The sequence below is a fragment of the Microvirga thermotolerans genome (assembly GCF_009363855.1).
In the GTDB taxonomy this organism is placed as follows: domain Bacteria; phylum Pseudomonadota; class Alphaproteobacteria; order Rhizobiales; family Beijerinckiaceae; genus Microvirga; species Microvirga thermotolerans.
This window is the reverse complement of sequence record NZ_CP045423.1, coordinates 1,632,849-1,652,797: the sequence shown is the minus strand read 5'-3', so window position 1 is coordinate 1,652,797 and position 19,949 is coordinate 1,632,849. Positions and strand designations below refer to the sequence as shown.

At 68.4% G+C, this 19,949-nt stretch carries 17 protein-coding genes; 12 read left to right on the top strand and 5 right to left on the bottom strand.

Annotated elements, in window-relative coordinates; all coding sequences use genetic code 11:
* Positions 1-24: 24 nt before the first annotated feature.
* Positions 25-1,788, bottom strand: a complete 1,764-nt coding sequence (locus tag GDR74_RS07720) for a mechanosensitive ion channel family protein (protein WP_152585761.1) — start codon at positions 1,786-1,788, stop codon at positions 25-27.
* A 374-nt stretch (positions 1,789-2,162) separates the two neighbouring features.
* Between GDR74_RS07720 and GDR74_RS07715 the strand changes: the two genes are divergently transcribed.
* The gene (locus GDR74_RS07715; protein ID WP_194164669.1) at positions 2,163-2,627 is read left to right on the top strand and encodes a hypothetical protein; all 465 of its coding nucleotides are present in this window, start codon (positions 2,163-2,165) and stop codon (positions 2,625-2,627) included.
* Between the two features lie 16 nt (positions 2,628-2,643).
* Here GDR74_RS07715 and GDR74_RS07710 read toward each other — a convergent pair whose 3' ends face one another.
* The gene (locus tag GDR74_RS07710; RefSeq protein WP_152585760.1) at positions 2,644-2,940 is read right to left on the bottom strand and encodes a hypothetical protein; all 297 of its coding nucleotides are present in this window, start codon (positions 2,938-2,940) and stop codon (positions 2,644-2,646) included.
* A 279-nt stretch (positions 2,941-3,219) separates the two neighbouring features.
* Here GDR74_RS07710 and ccoN point away from each other — a divergent pair, with 279 nt between their 5' ends.
* The 9 genes from ccoN (at position 3,220) to GDR74_RS07665 (ending at position 12,308) form a co-directional block, all read left to right on the top strand.
* Entirely contained in the window at positions 3,220-4,884 is a 1,665-nt protein-coding gene (gene ccoN, locus GDR74_RS07705) for a cytochrome-c oxidase, cbb3-type subunit I (RefSeq protein WP_152585759.1), read from the top strand.
* 11 nt (positions 4,885-4,895) lie between these two features.
* On the top strand, positions 4,896-5,630 hold the full coding sequence (gene ccoO / locus GDR74_RS07700; RefSeq protein WP_152585758.1) for a cytochrome-c oxidase, cbb3-type subunit II: 735 nt from the start codon (positions 4,896-4,898) through the stop codon (positions 5,628-5,630).
* An 11-nt stretch (positions 5,631-5,641) separates the two neighbouring features.
* Positions 5,642-5,797 carry a cbb3-type cytochrome c oxidase subunit 3 gene (locus GDR74_RS07695; protein WP_152585757.1) on the top strand — a complete coding sequence of 52 codons (156 nt, stop codon included), beginning with the start codon at positions 5,642-5,644 and terminating at the stop codon, positions 5,795-5,797.
* Positions 5,798-5,800: 3 nt separating this feature from the next.
* Positions 5,801-6,685: a cytochrome-c oxidase, cbb3-type subunit III gene (gene ccoP / locus GDR74_RS07690; RefSeq protein ID WP_152585756.1), complete on the top strand. Its 885-nt coding sequence runs from the start codon at positions 5,801-5,803 to the stop codon at positions 6,683-6,685.
* 125 nt (positions 6,686-6,810) lie between these two features.
* Positions 6,811-8,277 carry a cytochrome c oxidase accessory protein CcoG gene (gene ccoG, locus GDR74_RS07685; protein ID WP_152585755.1) on the top strand — a complete coding sequence of 489 codons (1,467 nt, stop codon included), beginning with the start codon at positions 6,811-6,813 and terminating at the stop codon, positions 8,275-8,277.
* 12 nt (positions 8,278-8,289) lie between these two features.
* Complete coding sequence (locus GDR74_RS07680) at positions 8,290-8,796, top strand: FixH family protein (RefSeq protein ID WP_152585754.1); 507 nt, start codon at positions 8,290-8,292, stop codon at positions 8,794-8,796.
* Positions 8,797-8,808: 12 nt separating this feature from the next.
* Complete coding sequence (locus GDR74_RS07675; RefSeq protein WP_152585753.1) at positions 8,809-11,049, top strand: heavy metal translocating P-type ATPase; 2,241 nt, start codon at positions 8,809-8,811, stop codon at positions 11,047-11,049.
* Between the two features lie 3 nt (positions 11,050-11,052).
* Positions 11,053-11,202 (top strand): cbb3-type cytochrome oxidase assembly protein CcoS, encoded by a 150-nt coding sequence (gene ccoS, locus GDR74_RS07670; RefSeq protein WP_152585752.1) that lies wholly within the window; start codon positions 11,053-11,055, stop codon positions 11,200-11,202.
* Positions 11,199-12,308 (top strand): hypothetical protein, encoded by a 1,110-nt coding sequence (locus GDR74_RS07665; RefSeq protein WP_152585751.1) that lies wholly within the window; start codon positions 11,199-11,201, stop codon positions 12,306-12,308. Before ccoS ends, GDR74_RS07665 begins: the two co-directional genes overlap by 4 nt.
* A 21-nt stretch (positions 12,309-12,329) precedes the next feature.
* On the opposite strand, the gene GDR74_RS07660 is transcribed toward GDR74_RS07665, so the two are convergent.
* The 3 genes from GDR74_RS07660 to GDR74_RS07650 form a co-directional block, all read right to left on the bottom strand.
* A complete protein-coding gene (locus GDR74_RS07660) occupies positions 12,330-13,871 on the bottom strand; it encodes an alkaline phosphatase D family protein (RefSeq protein ID WP_194164668.1) in 1,542 nt (513 codons plus the stop codon).
* Between the two features lie 113 nt (positions 13,872-13,984).
* A complete protein-coding gene (locus GDR74_RS07655; RefSeq protein ID WP_152585750.1) occupies positions 13,985-15,277 on the bottom strand; it encodes a hypothetical protein in 1,293 nt (430 codons plus the stop codon).
* Positions 15,278-15,429: 152 nt separating this feature from the next.
* On the bottom strand, positions 15,430-16,173 hold the full coding sequence (locus GDR74_RS07650) for an IclR family transcriptional regulator (protein ID WP_152585749.1): 744 nt from the start codon (positions 16,171-16,173) through the stop codon (positions 15,430-15,432).
* A gap of 212 nt (positions 16,174-16,385) precedes the next feature.
* Between GDR74_RS07650 and GDR74_RS07645 the strand changes: the two genes are divergently transcribed.
* Positions 16,386-18,785, top strand: a complete 2,400-nt coding sequence (locus GDR74_RS07645) for a cytochrome P450/oxidoreductase (RefSeq protein ID WP_152585748.1) — start codon at positions 16,386-16,388, stop codon at positions 18,783-18,785.
* 91 nt (positions 18,786-18,876) lie between these two features.
* A complete protein-coding gene (locus tag GDR74_RS07640; protein ID WP_152585747.1) occupies positions 18,877-19,893 on the top strand; it encodes a TRAP transporter substrate-binding protein in 1,017 nt (338 codons plus the stop codon).
* Positions 19,894-19,949 lie beyond the last annotated feature (56 nt).

Here is a 19,949-nt window from a genome sequence, read left to right as displayed (position 1 = left end):
GCGGGAGCCCGCTCCCGCCCCGTATCACGACGCCGTGGAGACCTTGGGCGCCTGAGTCTCCTCGGATTCCTTGAGCGAATAGACGTTGGAGGCTTCCGCCGGCGCGTCCGCTTCCTTCGAGGCCGCGAACGCGTCACGGAGCATGAGGTCGATGTCCTGCTGGATCTGCAGGAACCGATCCCAGCGGGACGTCGTGATGAGGGCCTGGATCTCCGCCTTCGGCTTTTCCTCGTGCACGTCGCGCAGGCGCACCTGGACCGAGTCGGGCTCGATCTCCGGATGCTGCGCCACGATCCTGGCGATCTCCTCCACCTCGCGGCGGATGGCGACGCTGTCGGTCGCCTGGAGACCGACGGTCCTGACATAGGGCATCCGGTCCCGGTTGGTCAGGTTGATGATGTTCATGTTCACGAAGGTGGCGTTCGGGATCGTGATGAGGGACCGGTCCAGCCCGCGGATGCGGGTCGAGCGGATGCCGATCTCCTGCACCCGGCCCTCGAGATTCCCGAAGCGGCACAGGTCTCCCACCCGCACCGGGCGGTCCGCATATAGAATGAGCCCGCCGATGAAGTTCTCCAAGGTCGGCTTCGCCGCCAGCGCCACCGCGAGGCCGCCGACGCCGAGACCGGCCAGGAGGCCCGCGAGCGGAATGCCGAGATAGGAGGCCCCGTAGATCAGGAGGACGATGGCCGCCGCGATCCCGCCGATGCGCACCGACGCCCGCGCGAGATGGGCGTCGATGCTCTCCGAACGCGTGAAGGACAGCTGCCCGGCGAGACCGTTGGAGAACTTCAGGACGGCCCAGATGAGGGCGAGATAGGCGAGCCCCTGTCCGATCTCGTCGACCACCTCGTTCACCCGCCCCGTCAGATTGATCTGGTAATCGGCGACGTAGACGAGAAAGATGCAGGCGACCGCCATCGTCGCCGGGACCAGAACGGTCGCCAGGAGCGAGGCGACCATGCCGCCGCGGCGTCCGACCCGCCGCACGAGGCGATGTACGGCGAACACCGCCCCCGCGCAGAGCCCGGCCGCCAGGAAGAACCCGATCCATTGCCAGACCGCCTGCCCCTCGATCTCCACGCGGAAAGGACGGGGCAGCTTCTCGATCAGGCCGTACCATTTCGGCGGCAGGAGATGACCCGGCGACTGGCTGTAGAAATCGTAGAAATCCGCCGTGACCCCGCTGAGATCCGGCTGTTCCCGGATCAGGCGGTAAAGGGACTCGAGCTGCCGCACCGTCTCACCCGAGAACAGATATTCCCCCGCGCGCGGGCCGTCCGTGACCCGGACGATGCGGATTTCCGTCCCGGGAATCGTCCAGCTCGGGATCGGGCTCCTGTCTACCTCGGCATCGCCGGGAATGGCCGCAGGGGGCGGCAGAGGGAGACGGTCCAGGACCTCTTTCAGGAGCAGGGTCGATTCGAGGCGCCGGTGCTCCAGCTCCACGGGCGGGACATCCCGGAGATCGAGCGCCCGGGCCGCCCGCGCAAGGAGTGCTTCGGCCTCCTTGACCTTCTCCTTGACGCTCCGGCTCCAGAACAGACCCGGTTCGGCGCTGTTCTCGCGGTAGGCGTCCATCAGGAGCGTCGTGGCGCGCCTCACGTTGCTCCGGAAGTCCTCGAGGGTCGCCCGGGGACTGGACGTCTGCGGGGGCGCGAGCAGGCTCAGGCTGCCCAGGGCCGGCGGAGTGGCCAGGAACTGGACCGCGACGAATATGGAGACGAGAAGGAGGAAGACCAGCGGAACGGTCGCCTCCCGCAATTGCCACCCTCGGGATCCCCTCATGCGTCGCTCCTCGTTTCTGTCCTGAGCGGAGCCGTGACTCGGTCTCCCGCCGGCCGGCGCTCCGACGAAAACCCTGCGTACTGCCGGAGCAGAACGAAGATCGCGGACGGGCGCAATTCAGTAACTATCACGAATTCGTCCGACGAAAATCTCATTTTCTGCAACAGAATGACGAACTGGCGCAGGAACGAATAGAACAAGCATCCTATTTACGATTCCCGCGATTTGCCGCAAACTGAAAATCTTCATTATCCAGACGAAGGCAGGAACCCAGTCCCAGAGACAGATCTCATCCGCTCATCAGCTCAAACTCGCAATCCAAGGCTTTCGGAGGACGCACGGGCGGCCCCGGCCGCCCGGACAGGAAAGACGCCATGAATGACGAAGAGGTCGAAATCGTAGCCGCCGAGCTTGCCAAGATCGGCGGGACATCCTGGTATCCGGGCCGCGGCAACGGCCCTGTCCTGCGAGTGGTCACGGAGCGCTACCGGGATCGTGCCCGGGCGGCGATCGCGGCGCTCGATCGCTACCGAGCCAGACGGAGCAACGGGCCGCAGCCCGACGCCTCGGGAAAGGAGGCTCCGGCCTCCGGCGCTCCCATGTTTCTTGCGACGGGTTCCGTCAGGAAAGGGGCGACGGTGATCTACCGCCCTCCCGGGGATCGGAGGGCGTATCCCTGCACGATCGAGAAGATCGCCGAGGATTTCGTCTATCTCGTGCCCAAGGCGCAGGAGCCTGTCGGCTGGGTGCCCGCATCCGATATCTGGACCAATCCGAACTTCCTGAGCGACCTCAGGAGCGAGGAAGAGGCGCGAGACCGGACGGCCCCGCGCGACTGAGCCCCGCTTGCGGCGGTCAGCGCTTCTTCTGGGAAGAGGCGCGTTCCGCCTTGAGGGTGGTCTCGACCTTGTCGAGCTTGTCCTCGATCTTGTCGAGCTTGGCCAGAATCTGAAAGAGCAGGTCCGGGACGGCCCGGGAATAGTTCACGTTCTCCCGGGAGGCCTTGGCCGTGGCCTGGGCCGCCTCGATCAGCTCGCGGATCTCGGCCCGGGTCACGGGAGCCTGCTCATCCGTGCGCGGCGGGCTGGACTGGGCGGCGGCCGGAGCCGTGAAGGCGAGCATGAAGGCTGCGGCGAGAAGGGGGCGGCGCATGACCGTTCTCCTGGAAGGGTTCTTGTCTGTCCCCAGCAATCCTACCGCAAGGTAAAGTTTCCCCTAAGAAAGTGCACGTCGCGCCGGAAAGCGTGCCTGCGCCGGATCGGGCCTGGCCATCCCGCGCCGGGTCGGAGGAGCCTCGTCGGCAAGAATGGGAGCGGAGCAGGCCCGCCCGGAGACCCATTGATCTGAATCAATGCCTTGCCGCCTCGAACCCTTAAGGGGGGAGCAGACGGCGAAGCTGCGTGCTCGCCTCCCATCAGAACGGTCGAGGCCATGGCTCATACGGCAACAATCTCCAAGGGAATGACCTTCGGCGAAGCGGGCTCCGCGCTCGCATTCGCCGCCCTGTCGCTCCTGAGCATCATCATCGCGGCGAAAGCGTACACCCCGGAATACGCCTTCCACGCTTACCTCTTCGCCGCCGCGGCGGGCGCCGCTGCGTTCAAGATCGTCGACCGCTACTACGACAGGCCTGCGGAGCTGCCGCCTCTGACGATCGGCGGCAAGCCGAACAACAACATGGGGCCGGTGAAGTTCGCGACCATCGCCGGAGTCTTCTGGGGCATCGCCGGCTTCGCCATCGGCCTGCTCATCGCCCTGCAGCTGGCCTTCCCCTCGCTCAACTTCGACACGTCTTGGCTGTCCTTCGGGCGGATGCGTCCCCTGCACACGTCGGCCGTGATCTTCGCCTTCGGCGGCAACGTCCTGATCGGCTCGTCGTTCTACGTGGTGCAGAGGACCTGCCGCGCGCGGCTTGCGGGCGACATCGCGCCCTGGTTCGTCGTGCTGGGCTACAACTTCTTCATCGTCATCGCCGGAACGGGCTACCTGCTCGGCATCACCCAGAGCAAGGAATACGCCGAGCCCGAATGGTATGCCGACCTGTGGCTGACGGTGGTGTGGGTGGCGTATCTGCTGGTGTTCCTCGGCACCGTCATGCGCCGCAAGGAGCCTCACATCTACGTGGCGAACTGGTTCTATCTCGCCTTCATCCTCACCATCGCCGTCCTGCATCTCGGCAACAACGCGGCCATTCCCGTCTCGCTCTTCTCGCCCAAGAGCTACATCGTGTGGTCGGGCGTCCAGGATGCGATGGTGCAGTGGTGGTACGGCCATAACGCGGTGGGCTTCTTCCTCACCGCCGGCTTCCTCGCCATCATGTACTACTTCATCCCGAAGCGGGCCGAGCGTCCGGTCTATTCCTACCGGCTCTCGATCATCCACTTCTGGGCCCTGATCTTCATGTACATCTGGGCCGGTCCGCACCACCTCCACTACACCGCCCTGCCCGACTGGGCGCAGACGCTGGGCATGGTGTTCTCGATCATGCTGTGGATGCCCTCTTGGGGCGGCATGATCAACGGCCTCATGACCCTTTCGGGCGCCTGGGACAAGCTGCGCACCGATCCGGTCCTGCGCATGATGGTGGTGTCGGTCGCCTTCTACGGCATGTCCACCTTCGAAGGCCCGCTGATGTCGGTGAAGGCCGTGAACTCCCTGTCGCACTACACCGACTGGACCATCGGCCACGTCCATTCCGGCGCGCTCGGCTGGGTCGCCTACGTCTCGTTCGGCGCGATCTACTGCCTGGTGCCCTGGCTCTGGAACAAGGAGCGCCTCTACTCGATGAAGGCGGTCTCCTGGCACTTCTGGATCTCGACCCTCGGCATCGTGCTGTACATCTCCTCGATGTGGGTCGCCGGCATCCTGCAGGGCCTGATGTGGCGCGCCTACACCAACCTCGGCTTCCTCGAATACTCGTTCATCGAGGTCGTAGAGGCGATGCATCCCTTCTACCTCATCCGCGCGCTCGGCGGCGCCCTCTTCGTCGCCGGCAGCCTGATCATGGCCTGGAACGTCTGGAAGACCATCACGGTCGGCCAGGCGGCCGCCGAAGAGCCGCAAGCGCTGCAGCCGGTCCTGGCCGCTGCGGAGTAAAGGAACCGATCATGTCCCTTTGGTCCCGTCACAAGATCTTCGAGACGAACTCGATCATCCTCCTCATCGGGGTGCTGATCGTCATCGCCATCGGCGGCCTCGTGGAGATCGTGCCCCTGTTCTACCTCAAGAGCACCATCGAGAAGGTGGAGGGCGTCAGGCCCTATACCCCCCTCGAGCTCGCCGGACGCAACATCTACGTGCGCGAAGGCTGCTACAACTGCCACAGCCAGATGGTCCGCCCGCTGCGCGACGAGGTGGAGCGCTACGGCCACTACTCGCTCGCGGCCGAGAGCATGTACGACCGCCCGTTCCAGTGGGGCTCGAAGCGCACCGGCCCCGATCTCGCCCGCGTCGGCAACAAGTATTCCGACGAGTGGCATCGGGATCACCTGAACGATCCGCGCGCGGTAGTGCCCGGCTCGATCATGCCCTCCTACCCGTGGCTGGCGAAGAACGACCTCGACGCCGAGCACGTGGCCGAGGACATGAAGGTGCAGGCCGCGCTCGGCGTGCCCTACACGCCCGAGATGATCGCGAAGGCCGCGAGCGACATCCGCACCCAGGCGACGACCGACGCGCCCAACGCCGACGACCTCGTCAAGCGCTATCCCGGCGCACAGGTGCGCAACTTCGGCGGCAGCCCGCAGCGGGTGACGGAGGCGGACGCGCTGATCGCCTACCTGCAGATGCTCGGCACGCAGGTCGACTTCAAGCTCTACGACAACAAGGCCAACGTGCGCTGAGGACCCCATCCATGCCAGCGACCTACAAGTTCCTCGCAGAATTCGCCCAGACCTGGGGGCTCGCTTACTTCGTCGCCGTCTTCGCGGCGGTGGTGGTCTATGCCCTCGCCCCTTCGCGGAAGAACCGCTTCGACGCGGCCGCGCGCATCCCTCTTCAGGAGGACTGATCCATGGCCCATGAAACGCAGGGCCCCGTCGATTCCGTCACCGGGGTCGCCACGACGGGACACAGCTGGGACAACATCCAGGAACTGAACAACCCGCTCCCGCGGTGGTGGCTGTGGACCTTCTACGCCACCATCGTCTGGGCCGTCGCCTACTGCATCGCCTATCCGGCGTGGCCGCTCGTCTCGTCCTACACCACGGGCGTCTTCGGCTGGCACTCGCGCGAGGCGATCGAGGCGGACCTCGCCTCCCTCAAGAGCCAGCGGGCCGGCATGACCGCGAAGCTGGCGGACACGCCGCTGGAGCAGGTCGCCCAGGATCCCGAACTCTTCGCCTTCGCCCGGGCGCAGGGCAAGGCCGCCTTCGGCGACAACTGCGCTCCCTGCCACGGGGCGGGCGGCGCCGGGGCCAAGGGCTACCCGAACCTGAACGACGACGACTGGCTCTGGGGCGGCACGCTCGCCCAGATCGAGCAGACGATCCGGTACGGCGCGCGCTCGACGAGCGACAAGGGCCACCAGGGCTCGATGCCGGCCTTCGGCCGCGACGGCATGCTCAAGCGCCAGGACATCTCGCAGGTGGCGGACTACGTGCGCTCCCTGTCCGGCCTGCCGGTGGACCGGGGCGCCGATCTCGCCGCCGGAGCGAAGGTCTTCGCGGACAACTGCGCCGCGTGCCACGGCGACAAGGGCCAGGGCAATCAGGACCTCGGGGCGCCGAACCTCACCGACCAGATCTGGCTGTTCGGTTCGAGCAAGGCCACGATCGTGGAGGGGCTGGTCAACGGCCGCGGGGGCGTGATGCCCACCTGGCACGGCCGCCTCGACGACACGACCATCAAGGCCCTGACCCTCTACGTGCATTCCCTGGGAGGCGGACGCCCGCAGTAGCCCTTCCCTGTCGCCGCGGCGGGCCGGGAACGCCGGCCCGCTCCATTGACCCAAATCAAAGCGACTCTCCCGCCCCGGACCTATGAAGGGGCGGTTTTTCGCGATGAGCACCTGCGACGGATTCCATGGCTGACGCTCCCCTTGCCGGACAACTGACCTCGCACGCCGCCGAACGGGCGGACGAGCAGCCCCTCTACGTTCCGCGCAAGAAGATCTATCCGCAGGCCGTCAAGGGACGCTTCCGCACGATCAAATGGATCGTGCTCGCCGTCACCCTCGGCATCTACTACTTCCTGCCCTTCATCCGCTGGGACCGCGGCCCCCATGCCCCGAACCAGGCGATCCTCGTCGATCTTCCCAATCACCGGTTCTATTTCTTCTTCATCGAGATCTGGCCGCAGGAGGTCTATTACATCACCGGCCTGCTGATCCTGGCGGCGCTGACGCTCTTTCTGATGAATGCGGTCGCGGGGCGCGTCTGGTGCGGCTATTTGTGCCCGCAGACGGTCTGGACGGACCTGTTCTACGCGGTCGAGCGGCTCATCGAGGGCGACCGCCGCGAGAGGACGAAGCGCGCCAAGGAGAAGGCCATCCTCGAGATCGTCACCCTGAGGATCCTGAAGCACTCGATCTGGCTCCTCATCGCCTGGTGGACCGGAGGCGCCTGGGTGCTCTACTTCGCCGACGCCCCCACCCTCGTCGGCCAGCTGCTCACGTTCCAGGCCCCGGCGATCGCCTATATCTGGATCGGCATTCTCACGTTCACCACCTACACGCTGGCCGGCTTCATGCGGGAGCAGGTCTGCACCTACATGTGCCCGTGGCCGCGCATCCAGGCGGCGCTGACCGACGAATACGCCCTCAATGTCACCTATCGCTACGACCGGGGCGAGCCGCGCGGCTCCATGAAGAAGAACGAGGCGCTCAAGAAGCAGGGCCTCCCGGCCGGAGACTGCATCGACTGCGATCAGTGCGTCGCCGTCTGTCCGACCGGGGTCGACATCCGCAAGGGGTTGCAGCTCGACTGTATTCAGTGCGGATTGTGCATCGACGCCTGCAACACCGTGATGGCGAAGATCGGCCGTGCGCCGAACCTCATCGCCTACGACACCGACATGAACGTGCAGGCGAGGATCGAAGGACGCCCCGAGACGCGACGCATCGTGCGGCCCCGGACGATCCTCTATGCGGGCCTCATCGTGACGGTCGGGGCGATCATGCTCGTCTCGCTCGCCATGCGGCACACGACGGATCTCAGCGTCATGCACGACCGGAACCCGCTCTTCGTGCGCCTGTCGGACGGCTCCATCCGCAACGGCTTCACGATCCGGGTCGCCAACAAGAACCTCGAGGAGCGCCGCTACGCCCTGGAGGTGGAAGGCCTCCCGGACGCCAGGCTGGACGTGGTCGGCGGCCAGGTCGACCAGGCCGGCCGCGCCGTGATCGTCGTCGGGCCCGACCAGACCCTCGAGGCGCGGGCTCTCGTCACCGCCGGCGGGAAGCCGCCTTCCTCGACCGGCCTGCGCTTCACCCTGACCGATACGGCGAGCGGCGAGACGGCCCACGCCGGCGACCACTTCATGGCACCTTGAGGAGCGACCGCCATGCCCGTCACCCTTGTCTCTCGCCCTGCGCGCACTCCCCGCCCCCTCACCGGGCGCATGGTGCTTCTCTATCTGGTCGCCTTCTTCTCGGTCGTCTTCGCGGCGAACATCATCATGGCCCGGATCGCGGTTTCGAGCTTCAGCGGCGTCGAGACGGACAGCGCGTACAAGGCCGGGCTCGCCTTCAAGAACGACGTCGCGGCCGCACAGGCCCAGGATGCGCGCCACTGGTCGGTCGAGGCCGCCGTGCAGCGGGGCGCTGAGGCGACGCGCATCGCGATCAGCGCCCGCGACGCCGAGAACCGCGCGATCGCGGGGCTCGTCCCTGAAATCCGCCTCGCCCATCCCACGGACCGGCGCCACGACCTCGTCCTCCAGGCGGTCGAGGTGGCACCCGGCCGCTTCCAGTGCGACGCGCCCGTGCACCGGGGCCAGTGGGACCTGGTGATCGGCCTCCGGCGGGGCGACGAAACCGTGTTCCGCTCGCGAAGCCGCATCGCTCTGTAAAGGAGTGGCCTCATGGCCGAGACCCTCGACCTCTCCGTCTACGTGAAGCGCCAGGACGACGGCACGTCCCATCTGGATCTCGCCGTCGAGGGAATCGACTGCGCGGCCTGCATCGGCGAGATCGAGGGCGGCCTCTCCCACCTTCCCGGCCTTCTCTCCGCGCGGCTCAACTACACGACCCACCGCCTGTCCCTGCAATGGACCGGCGGTCTCGATCCGGCGCGCGCCGTCGAGGAGCTGAGGCGGCTCGGCTATCGCGCGCATCCCTTCAAGGCCCGTGCCGCAGAGGAGGAGGAGACACGCAGGGCGCAGTGGCTCCTCAAGTGCCTTGCGGTGGCGGGCTTCGCGTCCATGAACATCATGCTGCTCGCGGTTTCCGTGTGGTCGGGCAACGTCACGGACATCTCGCCGGAGACGCGCGACTTCTTCCACTGGCTCGCGGCGCTCATCTCGCTGCCGGCGGTCGCCTATGCGGGGCAGCCCTTCTTCCGCAGCGCCCTCGGCGCCCTGAGGAAGGGGCGCACCAACATGGACGTGCCGATCACCATCGGCATTCTGCTGGCGCTCGTCATGTCGGTGATCGAGACCGTCAACCACGCGGAGCATACCTATTTCGACTCCGTGGTGATGCTCCTGTTCTTCCTCCTCTGCGGACGCTACCTCGACCAGGCCATGCGCCGCCGGACGCGGGCGGTCGCCGGCAACCTCGCCTCCCTCCGCGCGGAAGTCGCCCATCGCCTCGACGCCAAGGGCGAGGCGACCCTCGTTCCCGTCGCGGCCCTCGCGCCCGGCGACCGGGTGCTGGTCCGCCCCGGAGAGCGCATCCCCGTCGACGGCGTCGTCCTGTCCGGCACCTCCGAGGCGGACGAGAGCCTCGTGACGGGCGAAACCGCGCTCCGCGCCCTCGGCGGCGGCGACGCGGTCTATGCGGGGAGCCTCAACCATGCCGGGGCGCTGACGGTGCAGGTCACCGCGGCGGGACAGGGAACCCTGCTGGACGAGGTCGAGCGCCTCCTCGACAACGCATCCGCCGCGAAGTCGCGCTACCGCCAACTGGCAGACAGGGTGGCACGCGCCTACGCACCCGTGGTGCACATCGCCGCCGCCCTCACGGCCATCGTGTGGATCGCCACCGGGGCCTCGGTGCACGATGCGGTCATCACCGCCGTCGCGGTGCTCATCATCACCTGCCCCTGCGCGCTCGCCCTCGCCATCCCCGTCGTGCAGGTCGTCGCCTCAGGGGCGCTGTTCAGGGCGAACGTGCTGCTCAATTCCGGCGATGCCCTGGAGCGCCTCGCGTCCGTGGACACGGTCGTGTTCGACAAGACCGGCACCCTGACCCTGCCGGAGGCGCGGATCGCCAACACGGCGGCGATCCGCCCCGACCTGCTCGAAGCGGCCGCCCGCCTCGCCCTGTCGAGCCACCATCCCCTCGCCGCGGCCGCAGCCAGGGAGGCGCGGGACGCCCGCCCCTTCGAAGGCGCGGTCGAGGAGCCCGGCAAGGGTGTCCGCGCCGTGGTGGACGGGGTGGAGCTTCGTCTCGGCAGCCCGGCCTTCTGCGGCGCCGAGGATCTCGCCGCCGCCGCGGCCGCCGAGGACGCGCAGGCCTCCCTCATCGCCTTCTCCTACGGCCGGGAGCGCGCCGTTCTCCGCGTCCGCCAGGCCCTGCGGCCCGATGCGGCGCGAACCGTGAGGGCGCTGCAGGCGCTCGGCCTCGACTGCCGCATCCTCTCGGGCGACCGGCCAGAGGCGGTCGCTCCCGTCGCGGGGACGCTCGGCATCGGAAGCTGGCAGGGCGGCGCGAAGCCCGCCGAGAAGATCGCCGTCCTGGAGCGCCTGAAGGGCGAAGGGCGCCGCATTCTCATGGTCGGGGACGGCCTCAACGACGCCCCGGCCCTGGCGGCAGCGGATGTCTCCATCTCCCCGATCACCGCGGCCGACCTGACGCAGGCGCAGGCGGATGCGGTCTTCCTCGGCGACAGGCTCGCGCCGGTCGCCGAGGCGGTGGCGATCTCCCGGTGCGCCCATGCCCTCATGCGCCAGAACCTCGTCATCGCCCTCGTCTACAACCTCTTCGCGGTGCCGCTCGCCTTCCTCGGCTATGTCACCCCCCTCGTGGCGGCGCTCGCCATGTCCGGCTCGTCGAGCCTCGTGACGCTCAACGCGCTCCGGGCCCGCGGCGTGCGCGCACCCGCGCAGCAGCCGAACGCCTCGCGGCGGCGATCCGCGGCCGCCGTCCTTCAGGGAGCCTGAACCATGAACGTTCTCCTCTTCCTCGTCCCGACGGCCCTGATGCTCGGCCTCTGCGGCCTCGCCGCCTTCCTGTGGTCGCTGAGGAACGGACAGTACGACGACGTGCAGGGCGCGGCGCTGCGCGTGCTCAGCGACGACGACGTGACGCCATGACGGCTTCCACGGATCTTCCGCGCGCAGGTCGGCTCGACTGCGCCTGCGCCATCGTACCCGGCGACGGCGAGGCCGACCGGCGCGGGACCGCCCTGCTCGCCGCCGCCTTCTCCCTGTCCGTCCTGTCGCAAGTCCTGATCCTCGGCATCCTGCCGCTCGCCGGCCTGTCCCTTGCGCCGAGCCGGGCCGCGGCCGCCCTGCCCTACACCGCCTTCTACGCGGGGGCGGCGGTCGCAGGGCTTCCCGCCTCCCTCCTGCTCGACGCGCTGGGCCGGCGCGCCGCCTTCTCCCTCGGCGCGAGCATCGGGATCGCGGGCGGCCTGATGCTGGTCTGGGCTCTGACCGGGTGGCACTTCGGCGCCCTGGTCCTGGGCGCGTTCTGGCTCGGGGTCGCAGGCGGGTTCAGCCTGTTCTACCGCCATGCCGCGGCAGGGATCGGCGCCAGGGGCACGTCCGCGCTGCTGCTGGTGTTCGGAGCGGCGACAATCGCGGGGGTCGCAGCGCCGGGCATCGCCCGGGCGGCGGAGGCCCTCGCCGCGCCGCGCGATTTCGTCGGCATGGGCGCGGCGGCGGCCCTGGCCCATGTGGGATCCCTCGCCGCCACGGCAGCCCTGCCCTACCGGCCGCTGCACACGCAGCTTACCGCGCCCCGGCAAGGCAAGCCGTGGCGGGCCGTTCTCCTGCCGACGCTGGTCGGCGCCGCCGCCTGGTTCACGATGACCGCCCTCATGGGCGCGACCCCCATCGCCATGGTCGGGTGCGGCCTGACGGGGGCGGTCTCCGGCGTCGTCGCATGGCACGTGGTCGCCATGTATGCGCCGTCGCTCGTGCTCGCGGGCCTGCCCTCGGTCCGTCCCCTCTGGATCGCGGGAGGCGGAAGCGCTGCCCTCGGGGCGGGGGCCCTGATCTTCTCCCTCTCCTCCACCGCGCCCCTTTTCTCGCTGTCGGCGGCGCTTCTGGGGATCGGCTGGTCCCTGGCCGCCCTCGGCACGACCCTGTGGCTCCATCGGGACGGAGAGCCCTCGCGCTGGCAGCTCGGCCTCCACGACGGATGCGTGCTGGCCGGAGCCCTGCTCGGCGCCCTCGCCACCGGCATCGCGATCTGAGGACCGGCCCCGGCCTCCGTCTCAGGCTTCCTGCACGCCGGGACGGCCGTCGAGGCAGACGAAGGAGGCGATGCGGGAGACCGGGGAGCGGCGCTCCTTCTCGTTCTCCACGGCCTCGAAATCCACCGCGCAGTGGCCGCTCCTTAGGGAAACGGTGGCGAAGCCCCGTTTGTCGCCGCGGGCATAGCGGATGTGCGGGTTCTTGGCGCGCACGGTTGCAATCCCCTTGGCGTTCGGCCCTTCCGAGGTGATGGAGGTGCCGCAGAATTCCGTGGCGATCACCTCCGCCTTCTCGTCGTGGAAGTCGCGCTTGAGATCCGCCGCGAAGAACGCATGCACGTCGCCTCCGATCACGACGGGGTTGGCCACGCGGTGGGCGGAGATGCCGTCGAGGAGCCTCCGGCGCCCGGCGGCATAGCCGTCCCACCCGTCCATCCAGTAGCCATGGCCGTCGCCCGGATCGAGGTCGCGCTCCGCCATGAGGGTCTGCTGCGCGATGACGGTCCAGCGGGTCCGGGTTCCGGCCAGGGCTCTGTCGAGCCACGCCTCCTGCTCGGCGCCGAGCATGGTGCGGTCCTCCCGCAGACGGTCCGGACAGTCCGCGCGCGGCGATGCGCTGCGTCCTGTCAGGCACGCGTGCGGCGAGCGGTACTGCCGGTCGTCGAGGAGGATCACGCTCGCCATGTCGCCGAACCGGTACCTGTCGTAGATGACGGCCGAGGGGCCGCGCGGGCGCGCGGCCGGCGGCAGGGGCATGTGCTCGTAATAGGCCTGGTAGGCGGCAGCGCGGACCTTCAGGAACTGGTCCCGGTCGGCCATGGCGGGAGAGCGGTCATCTGCGTAATCGTTTGCAACCTCGTGATCGTCCCAGATCGAGAGCCAGGGAAACGCCGCATGCGCCGCCTGGAGGTCCGGATCGAGCCTGTAGAGGGCGTAGCGCTCGCGGAACTCGGGCAGCGTGGTCGGAATGCCGCCCTGGTGCTTGCGCACATGGCGCGAGCCCCAGGACGATTCGTAGATGTAGTCGCCCAGATGGACGACGAAGTCGAGGTCGCGGCGCGCGAGCTCCGCATAGGCGGCATAGTAGCCCTGCTCGTACTGCTGGCAGGAGGCATAGGCGAAACGCAGGTCGCCGGTCATGCCCGGCGCTGCCGCGGTGCGCGTGCGGCCGACGGGGCTCGCCGCGCGGCCGACGCGGAAGCGATACCAGTACCATCGCGCGGGCCGGAGCCCCGTGACCGTCACATGGACGGCGTGGGCCGAGGCGGGCTCGGCCACGGCGCGCCCCTTCCGGACGATCCGCCGGAAGCTCTCGTCCTCGGCGACCTGCCAGTCCACGGCGACGGGAGTCTCCGGCATCCCGCCACCCTCGAGCGGCTTCGGGGCAAGCCGCGTCCAGATGACGACGCTGTCTGGACGCGGCGCGCCGGAAGCCACCCCGAGGGTGAAGGGATCGTCCGGCAGGCGCGGCGCCGCCTCGAGAATCCCGAACGGCCGCAGGGCGAGCGTTCCCGCGAGGGACGCGAGAAGGAAGTGCCGCCTCGGCACGGAGATGTCGCTCATCTGCAGCTCACAGGGACATGGACAGGATCCGCCGTCCGACGGCGTAACGACAGGCTATTATCCATCGCCGCCGCCATGCAACCGGCCTGACGGGCCCGTTTCCGCGCGGCCGTTCAGGCGCGTCGGGCAACCCTCTCCCGCTCGATCCGGCTCTGGGCGACGAGCAGACGCGCGAACAGGATGACGCGCGCCAGGGCCGCGAGCGCGATGAGCAGCGCAAGCGAGGGCACCCTTTCCCCGAAGACCAGAAGCCCTCCCGTGCAAAGGGCAAGCACGAAAAGCGAGGCGAGATGCAGCCGGAAGGCCTGCACCTCCACGCCGTAGATCGCGATGAGCTCGATCAGCGGATTGATGAAGGCCAGGAGCGCGGCGCTCGGTGCGAACCATTGAACGAGCCGGAACAGCTCCGGCCACCGGGTGTGCAGGAGAAGCGGCGAGAGGACATGAGCCGCGCCCGCGATCGCCAGGAACGTGCCGCCGAGCAGGACGGCAAGCCGGAGAACGGGCCGCAGGGTGTATCGGAGCGGTGTCCTGTCCTCGACGATGGCGCGCTGGAGCGTCGGCACCGCGACGAAGCTCACCAGAAAGCCCGGAATGTCCAGAAGACGCAGGGCGAGGATCATCTGGCCGCCGAGATGGGGCGGCAGCGTGAGACCGGCGAGCAGGGCGGGCGCCGCATCGAAGGCGATGCTCAGGAAGGCGTTCGGCAGACCCGGCAGCGGCATCTGGCGCCATGCCTTCGCATGTTGGACGAGGCGGCCGCGCGGAGGGTTCTCCTCGCGCCAGGCACGGTTGCCGACCCGGAGAATGCTCGCGGCGACCAGATGCCCGACGCAGTCTCCGAGCACTAGGGCCATGACCGGGTCGACGGCCATGCCATAGATCGCGAGCGTGACCAGCGGCTGCGCGATGCTCTGCGCGACGGCGCCCCGCGCCCGGATCCGCGGCCGGCCGGACCGGGTGAGCACGAGGCTTTCGATGCGCAGCTTGACGCGGGCGAAGATGCCGAGCGGCAGAACGGCGAGCGCGGCCGCGGGCAATCCGAGCGGCACGTTCCACCCCATCGCGACCGCCAGCGCGCAGAAGGCGGATACGGCAAGGAGGAACAGGGCGCAGATCCGCTGCGAGAGCAGGACGACGGAGCGCGCATCCCTCTCGTCCCTCACCGCGAGAATCGCGGCCTCGTAGCGCCCGCAGGCGGCTACGGAGAGGAGCGACAGGACACCGACATATACGCCGAGGGCGGCATAGGGCGCGGGTCCCAGGAGCGCCGCCGTGACGAGCAGCCCGCAGGTCGAGATCGCCCGGGCCGACAGCGTCCCGAGCAGGAGGACGACGCCGCCGCGCGGCAGGAAGCGGGCTCCGAGGTCCAGCAACGACCGAATGAAACGATGTGGCGTTGACATGAGCAAAATTCTGCAACGCCGGACGGCGCCGCCGATGAAAGCGGCCTCTCTACCGGACAAAGCTTGACCTTGGAAGGAGGCGATATGGCGCGCCCGCGGTCTGCCGGAGCAGCCGATGGGCTTTGCGCACAACCGCAGGGCGGAGCGGGCCGTCAGGCCTGCATGAGCGAGGCGAGCTTGCGCGCCGCCGACCTGACGGCGGCAATCGCCGTTTCGGTATCCAGATCGTCCATGGCCACGACGCCGATGCAGGCCTCGAAGCCCGTGCGGGGCCGGTCCGGCAGATGGATGGGGCTTGCCACTCCCACGGCGCCGCGCTGGAGCTGCCCCCTGGTGAGGCTGAAGCCGTCCCTTCGCGCCTGTCGGACGGCCTCCGGATCGTCGGGCCCCTCCGGCCGGCCCGCCAGGATGGCGATGCCCGCGGCCCCCAGCGTCAGCGGATGCCGGCTGCCGACCCGGTACCCGACGCGCAGCAGGCCCTCCTCCGGCTCCGCGACCATGATGACGACGCATTCCTCCGCCTGGGCCACCGAGATGAAGGCCGTCGCCCGCGTGTCCTGGGCCAGCCTCTGCAGCATGGGCCGGGCGATGGAGCGCAACTGCGGCTCGAACCGGGAGGCCAGCACCAGGATTCCGCCCCCCAGATGGATCTGCCCCTCCGGGGTTCGCGAGACCAGGGCATGGGATTCGAGCGTCGAGACGATTCGGTAGACGATGGCCCGGTGGATATCGAGCCGTGCCGCAAGGTCGGCAATGGTGATGCCGCTCGCGCTCTGCGCGACGATGCCGAGGGCCTGAAGGCCCCGGTCGAGGGTCTGAAGCTGGTTCGTCCTGGCGGGCGCGGTCTTCTGCCCGTGCCCGCCCGGCTCCGTCCCCGTCTTCTTCCCGCCTCTCATGCGCCTCTCCCCCGGACCGACAGCTCTCTCGAGCGTTTCGCTCACCGTCGCAAGGCCGCAGCGGCGCGCCGGAAACCGTGCCGAACGACCCTCGTCCCGCCCGCGCCTGTCTTGATTCCCGGCCGAAACTGTCTGTATGCTCGATGTGCGCACATAATTGTGCGCTATTCGTAAATAGCACGGACCCGAGCAGCACGGTAGGAGGCTTCGAGATGACGCAACCCCGTATCGACACCGCGCGCGTCGGCACCGCGCTGCCGGAGGCCGCGAATCCGGGCCCGCTGCAGGGCGGCCGCTGCCCGTTCGGCGGCGCATCGCCCGGGAGCGCTCCCGCCCTTTCCCCCACCGGCTGCCCCATCTCGGCCAATGCCGCCGCCTTCGATCCGTTCGAGGGGCCGTACCAGGTCGACCCGGCGGAGGCGCTGCGCTGGTCCCGCGAGCAGGAGCCGGTCTTCTACAGCCCCAAGCTCGGCTACTGGGTGGTGAGCCGGTACGAGGACGTGAAGGCGATCTTCCGCGACAACCGGGTGTTCTCCCCCTCCATCGCCCTGGAGAAGATCACGCCCGTCTCGCAGGCCGCCCAGGACACCCTGAAACGCTACAACTACGGAATGAACCGTACGCTCGTGAACGAGGACGAGCCCGCGCACATGGAGCGGCGGCGCGCCCTCATGGAGCCGTTCACGCCCGAGGAGCTGGCGCATCACGAGGGGATGGTGCGGCGGCTGACGCGGGAATATGTGGACCGCATCGCCGACAAGGGCCGAGCCGACCTGGTCGACGAGATGCTGTGGGAAATCCCTCTGACGGTGGCCCTGCACTTCCTCGGCGTGCCCGAGGAGGACATGGACACGCTGCGGACATACTCCATCGCCCACACGGTCAACACCTGGGGCCGCCCCTCGCCCGAGGAGCAGGTGGCGGTCGCGGAGACGGTGGGCAAGTTCTGGCAGTACGCCGGCAAGGTGCTGGAGAAGATGCGCCAGGATCCGGACCGCCACGGCTGGATGCCTTACGGAATCCGCAAGCAGAAGGACCTGCCTGAGGTCGTCACCGATTCCTACCTGCACTCCATGATGATGGCCGGCATCGTCGCCGCACACGAGACGACGGCCCACGCCTCGGCCAACATGTTCCGGCTGCTGCTGGAGAACCGTGAGATCTGGCAGGAGATCTGCGAGAACCCCTCCCTCATCCCGAACGCGGTGGAGGAGTGCCTGCGCTATTCCGGCTCGGTGGTCGCCTGGCGGCGGATCGCGACCGTCGACACGCGCATCGGCGACGTGGAGATCCCGAAGGGTTCGAAGCTCCTGATCGTGAGCGCCTCCGCCAACCACGACGGACGGCACTTCGAGAACCCGGACGAACTCGACATCTACCGCGACAACACCACCGACCACCTGACCTTCGGCTACGGCAGCCATCAGTGCATGGGCAAGAACCTCGCGCGGATGGAGATGCGCATCTTCCTGGAGGAGCTGACGCGGCGCCTGCCGCACATGGAGCTGGTTCCGAACCAGACCTTCACCTATCTCCCCAACACCTCCTTCCGCGGGCCCGACCATCTCTGGGTGCAATGGGACCCGGCCGCCAATCCCGAGCGTCGCGACCCGGCGATTCTGGAGCGCTTCACCGCCTTCCCCATCGGCGCGCCCGCCAAGCGCGATGCCGCGCGCCAGCTGCGCGTCCGCGAGGTGCACGCCGAAGCGAATGGGATCGTCCGTCTGACGCTCGAGGATCCGAGGGGCCGCAGGCTGCCGCGCTGGAGCCCCGGCGCGCATCTCGACGTGACGATCGGCGACTATGTGCGCAAGTACTCCCTCTGCGGCGACCAGGACGACCCGTACACCTTCCAGATCGCCGTTCTCCGCGACCCGCAGGGGCGCGGCGGCTCGGCCTTCATCCACGAGCGGATCCGCCCGGACATGCTCGTCCGGATCGGCGGGCCCAAGAACCACTTCCGCCTCGAGGAGGGCGCCTCCTCCTATCTGCTCGTGGCCGGCGGCATCGGCATCACGCCCATCGTCGCCATGGCCGACAGGTTGAAGCGTCTCGGCAAGGACTATGCGATCCACTATGCCGGCCGCGCGCTCGAGACCATGGCCTTCGTGGAGCGGCTGCGGCGCGACCACGGCGAGCGCCTGCATCTCTACCCCTCGTGCGAGGGCCGGCGCCTCGATCTGGAGGCGCTCACCCGCGACGCGAAGCCCGGGACGCAGGTCTATGCCTGCGGCCCGGAGCGGCTCCTGACCCATCTGGAGAGGCTCGCGGAGGGCTGGCCGGACGGCATGCTGCATGTGGAGCATTTCAGCTCGGCCGGCACGCAGCTCGACCCGAGCAGGGAAATCGGCTTCGACGTCGAGCTCAGGGATTCCGGCCTGACGGTCCACGTGCCGCCCGACCAGACGGTTCTCCAGGCCCTGCGCGCGGTCGGCGTCGACGTGCCGAGCGACTGCGAGGAAGGGCTTTGCGGAACCTGCGAGGTCAACCTGATCGAGGGGGAGGTCGACCATCGCGACAAGGTTCTCACCCAGTCCGAGCGGGCGGAGAACCGGCGCATGATGGTCTGCTGCTCGCGGGCCAGGAGCGGCAAGCTCTCCCTCGCCCTGTGAGGCGCGGGCGGCGACGCTACGTCATGGCCCACATTCCTATTGGAATCCGAAATCAGAATCCGCAAGATCGCGGCAAATCCGGGAGGACCCAATGAAATCGTTGACGAAGCTGGCGGCTCTGGCCGCGACCGCGCTGTGCGCCGCCACCATGCCGGCGGCGGCGCAGACGACCCTGAAGCTCAGCCACTACCTGCCGCCGGTTCACGGCATTCATACGGACTTCATCGTGCCGTGGACGGAGCAGGTCACCCAGTGCACGGGCGGGGCGGTGAAGTTCGAGATCTTCCCCGGCGGCACCCAGCTCGGCAACATCGCCAAGCAGCAGGAGCAGGTGCTCGCCGGCGTGGTCGACATCGCCCACGGCCTGCACGGGACGCCGCGCGGGCGCTTTCCGCGGACGTCGCTGATCGAGCTGCCCTTCATGACGAAGGACGCGGGCGCGGCCAGCAAGACCCTCTGGGAGATGTATCCGGAATATCTCGCCCCCGAGTACAAGGGCCTGAAGGTGCTGGCGCTCCACGCGCACAACGGCGGCCTCATCCATACCTCGAACAAGAAGGTCGAGAAGATGGAGGACCTGAAGGGCCTGCGCCTGCGCACGCCGAGCCCCGCCGTCTCCGAGATGCTGACCGCCCTCGGCGCCACGCCTCAGGGCCTGCCGCCCGGCGAGGTCTACGAGAACATCCAGAAGAACGTCATCGACGGCACGGTCTTCCCCTGGGATCCGGTGAAGTCCTACGGGCTCAACGAGGTCCTGAAGTACCACCTGGAGGCCGGCACCTACACGGTTCCCTTCTTCTTCGTGATGAACCAGCGCAAGTACGACTCGCTGCCGGAGAACGTGCGCAAGTGCATCGATCAGGCATCGGGCGACGCCCTGGTCGCGAAGTTCGGCGCCTGGTGGAACAAGTGGGACGAGGCGGGCCGCAAGGAGGCCGAGCAGGCCGGCCACACCATCATCAAGCTGAGCGACGAGGAGCGCGAGCGCTGGCGCAAGGCGCTGCAGCCCACCATCGACGCCTACATCAAGCAGACCTCGGCCCAGGTCGAGAACGCTCAGCAGATCGTCGACGAGATGCGCAAGCGCCTCGCCCAAAAGGAGAAGTGATCGTCGATCCCGTCCTTAAGCCGCGCGTCGAGAGCCGCGCGGCTTCTCCTTTCCCG

Bases quoted from the DNA above. Each gene is read 5' to 3' on its own strand.
- GDR74_RS07650 (WP_152585749.1), bottom strand. From the start codon at position 16,173: ATGAGAGGCGGGAAGAAGACGGGGACGGAGCCGGGCGGGCACGGGCAG.
- GDR74_RS07675 (WP_152585753.1), top strand. From the start codon at position 8,809: ATGGCCGAGACCCTCGACCTCTCCGTCTACGTGAAGCGCCAGGACGAC.
- ccoG (WP_152585755.1), top strand. From the start codon at position 6,811: ATGGCTGACGCTCCCCTTGCCGGACAACTGACCTCGCACGCCGCCGAA.
- GDR74_RS07715 (WP_194164669.1), top strand. From the start codon at position 2,163: ATGAATGACGAAGAGGTCGAAATCGTAGCCGCCGAGCTTGCCAAGATC.
- GDR74_RS07640 (WP_152585747.1), top strand. From the start codon at position 18,877: ATGAAATCGTTGACGAAGCTGGCGGCTCTGGCCGCGACCGCGCTGTGC.
- GDR74_RS07680 (WP_152585754.1), top strand. From the start codon at position 8,290: ATGCCCGTCACCCTTGTCTCTCGCCCTGCGCGCACTCCCCGCCCCCTC.
- GDR74_RS07665 (WP_152585751.1), top strand. From the start codon at position 11,199: ATGACGGCTTCCACGGATCTTCCGCGCGCAGGTCGGCTCGACTGCGCC.
- ccoO (WP_152585758.1), top strand. From the start codon at position 4,896: ATGTCCCTTTGGTCCCGTCACAAGATCTTCGAGACGAACTCGATCATC.
- GDR74_RS07655 (WP_152585750.1), bottom strand. From the start codon at position 15,277: ATGTCAACGCCACATCGTTTCATTCGGTCGTTGCTGGACCTCGGAGCC.
- GDR74_RS07645 (WP_152585748.1), top strand. From the start codon at position 16,386: ATGACGCAACCCCGTATCGACACCGCGCGCGTCGGCACCGCGCTGCCG.
- GDR74_RS07695 (WP_152585757.1), top strand. From the start codon at position 5,642: ATGCCAGCGACCTACAAGTTCCTCGCAGAATTCGCCCAGACCTGGGGG.
- ccoS (WP_152585752.1), top strand. From the start codon at position 11,053: ATGAACGTTCTCCTCTTCCTCGTCCCGACGGCCCTGATGCTCGGCCTC.
- ccoP (WP_152585756.1), top strand. From the start codon at position 5,801: ATGGCCCATGAAACGCAGGGCCCCGTCGATTCCGTCACCGGGGTCGCC.
- GDR74_RS07660 (WP_194164668.1), bottom strand. From the start codon at position 13,871: ATGAGCGACATCTCCGTGCCGAGGCGGCACTTCCTTCTCGCGTCCCTC.
- ccoN (WP_152585759.1), top strand. From the start codon at position 3,220: ATGGCTCATACGGCAACAATCTCCAAGGGAATGACCTTCGGCGAAGCG.
- GDR74_RS07720 (WP_152585761.1), bottom strand. From the start codon at position 1,788: ATGAGGGGATCCCGAGGGTGGCAATTGCGGGAGGCGACCGTTCCGCTG.
- GDR74_RS07710 (WP_152585760.1), bottom strand. From the start codon at position 2,940: ATGCGCCGCCCCCTTCTCGCCGCAGCCTTCATGCTCGCCTTCACGGCT.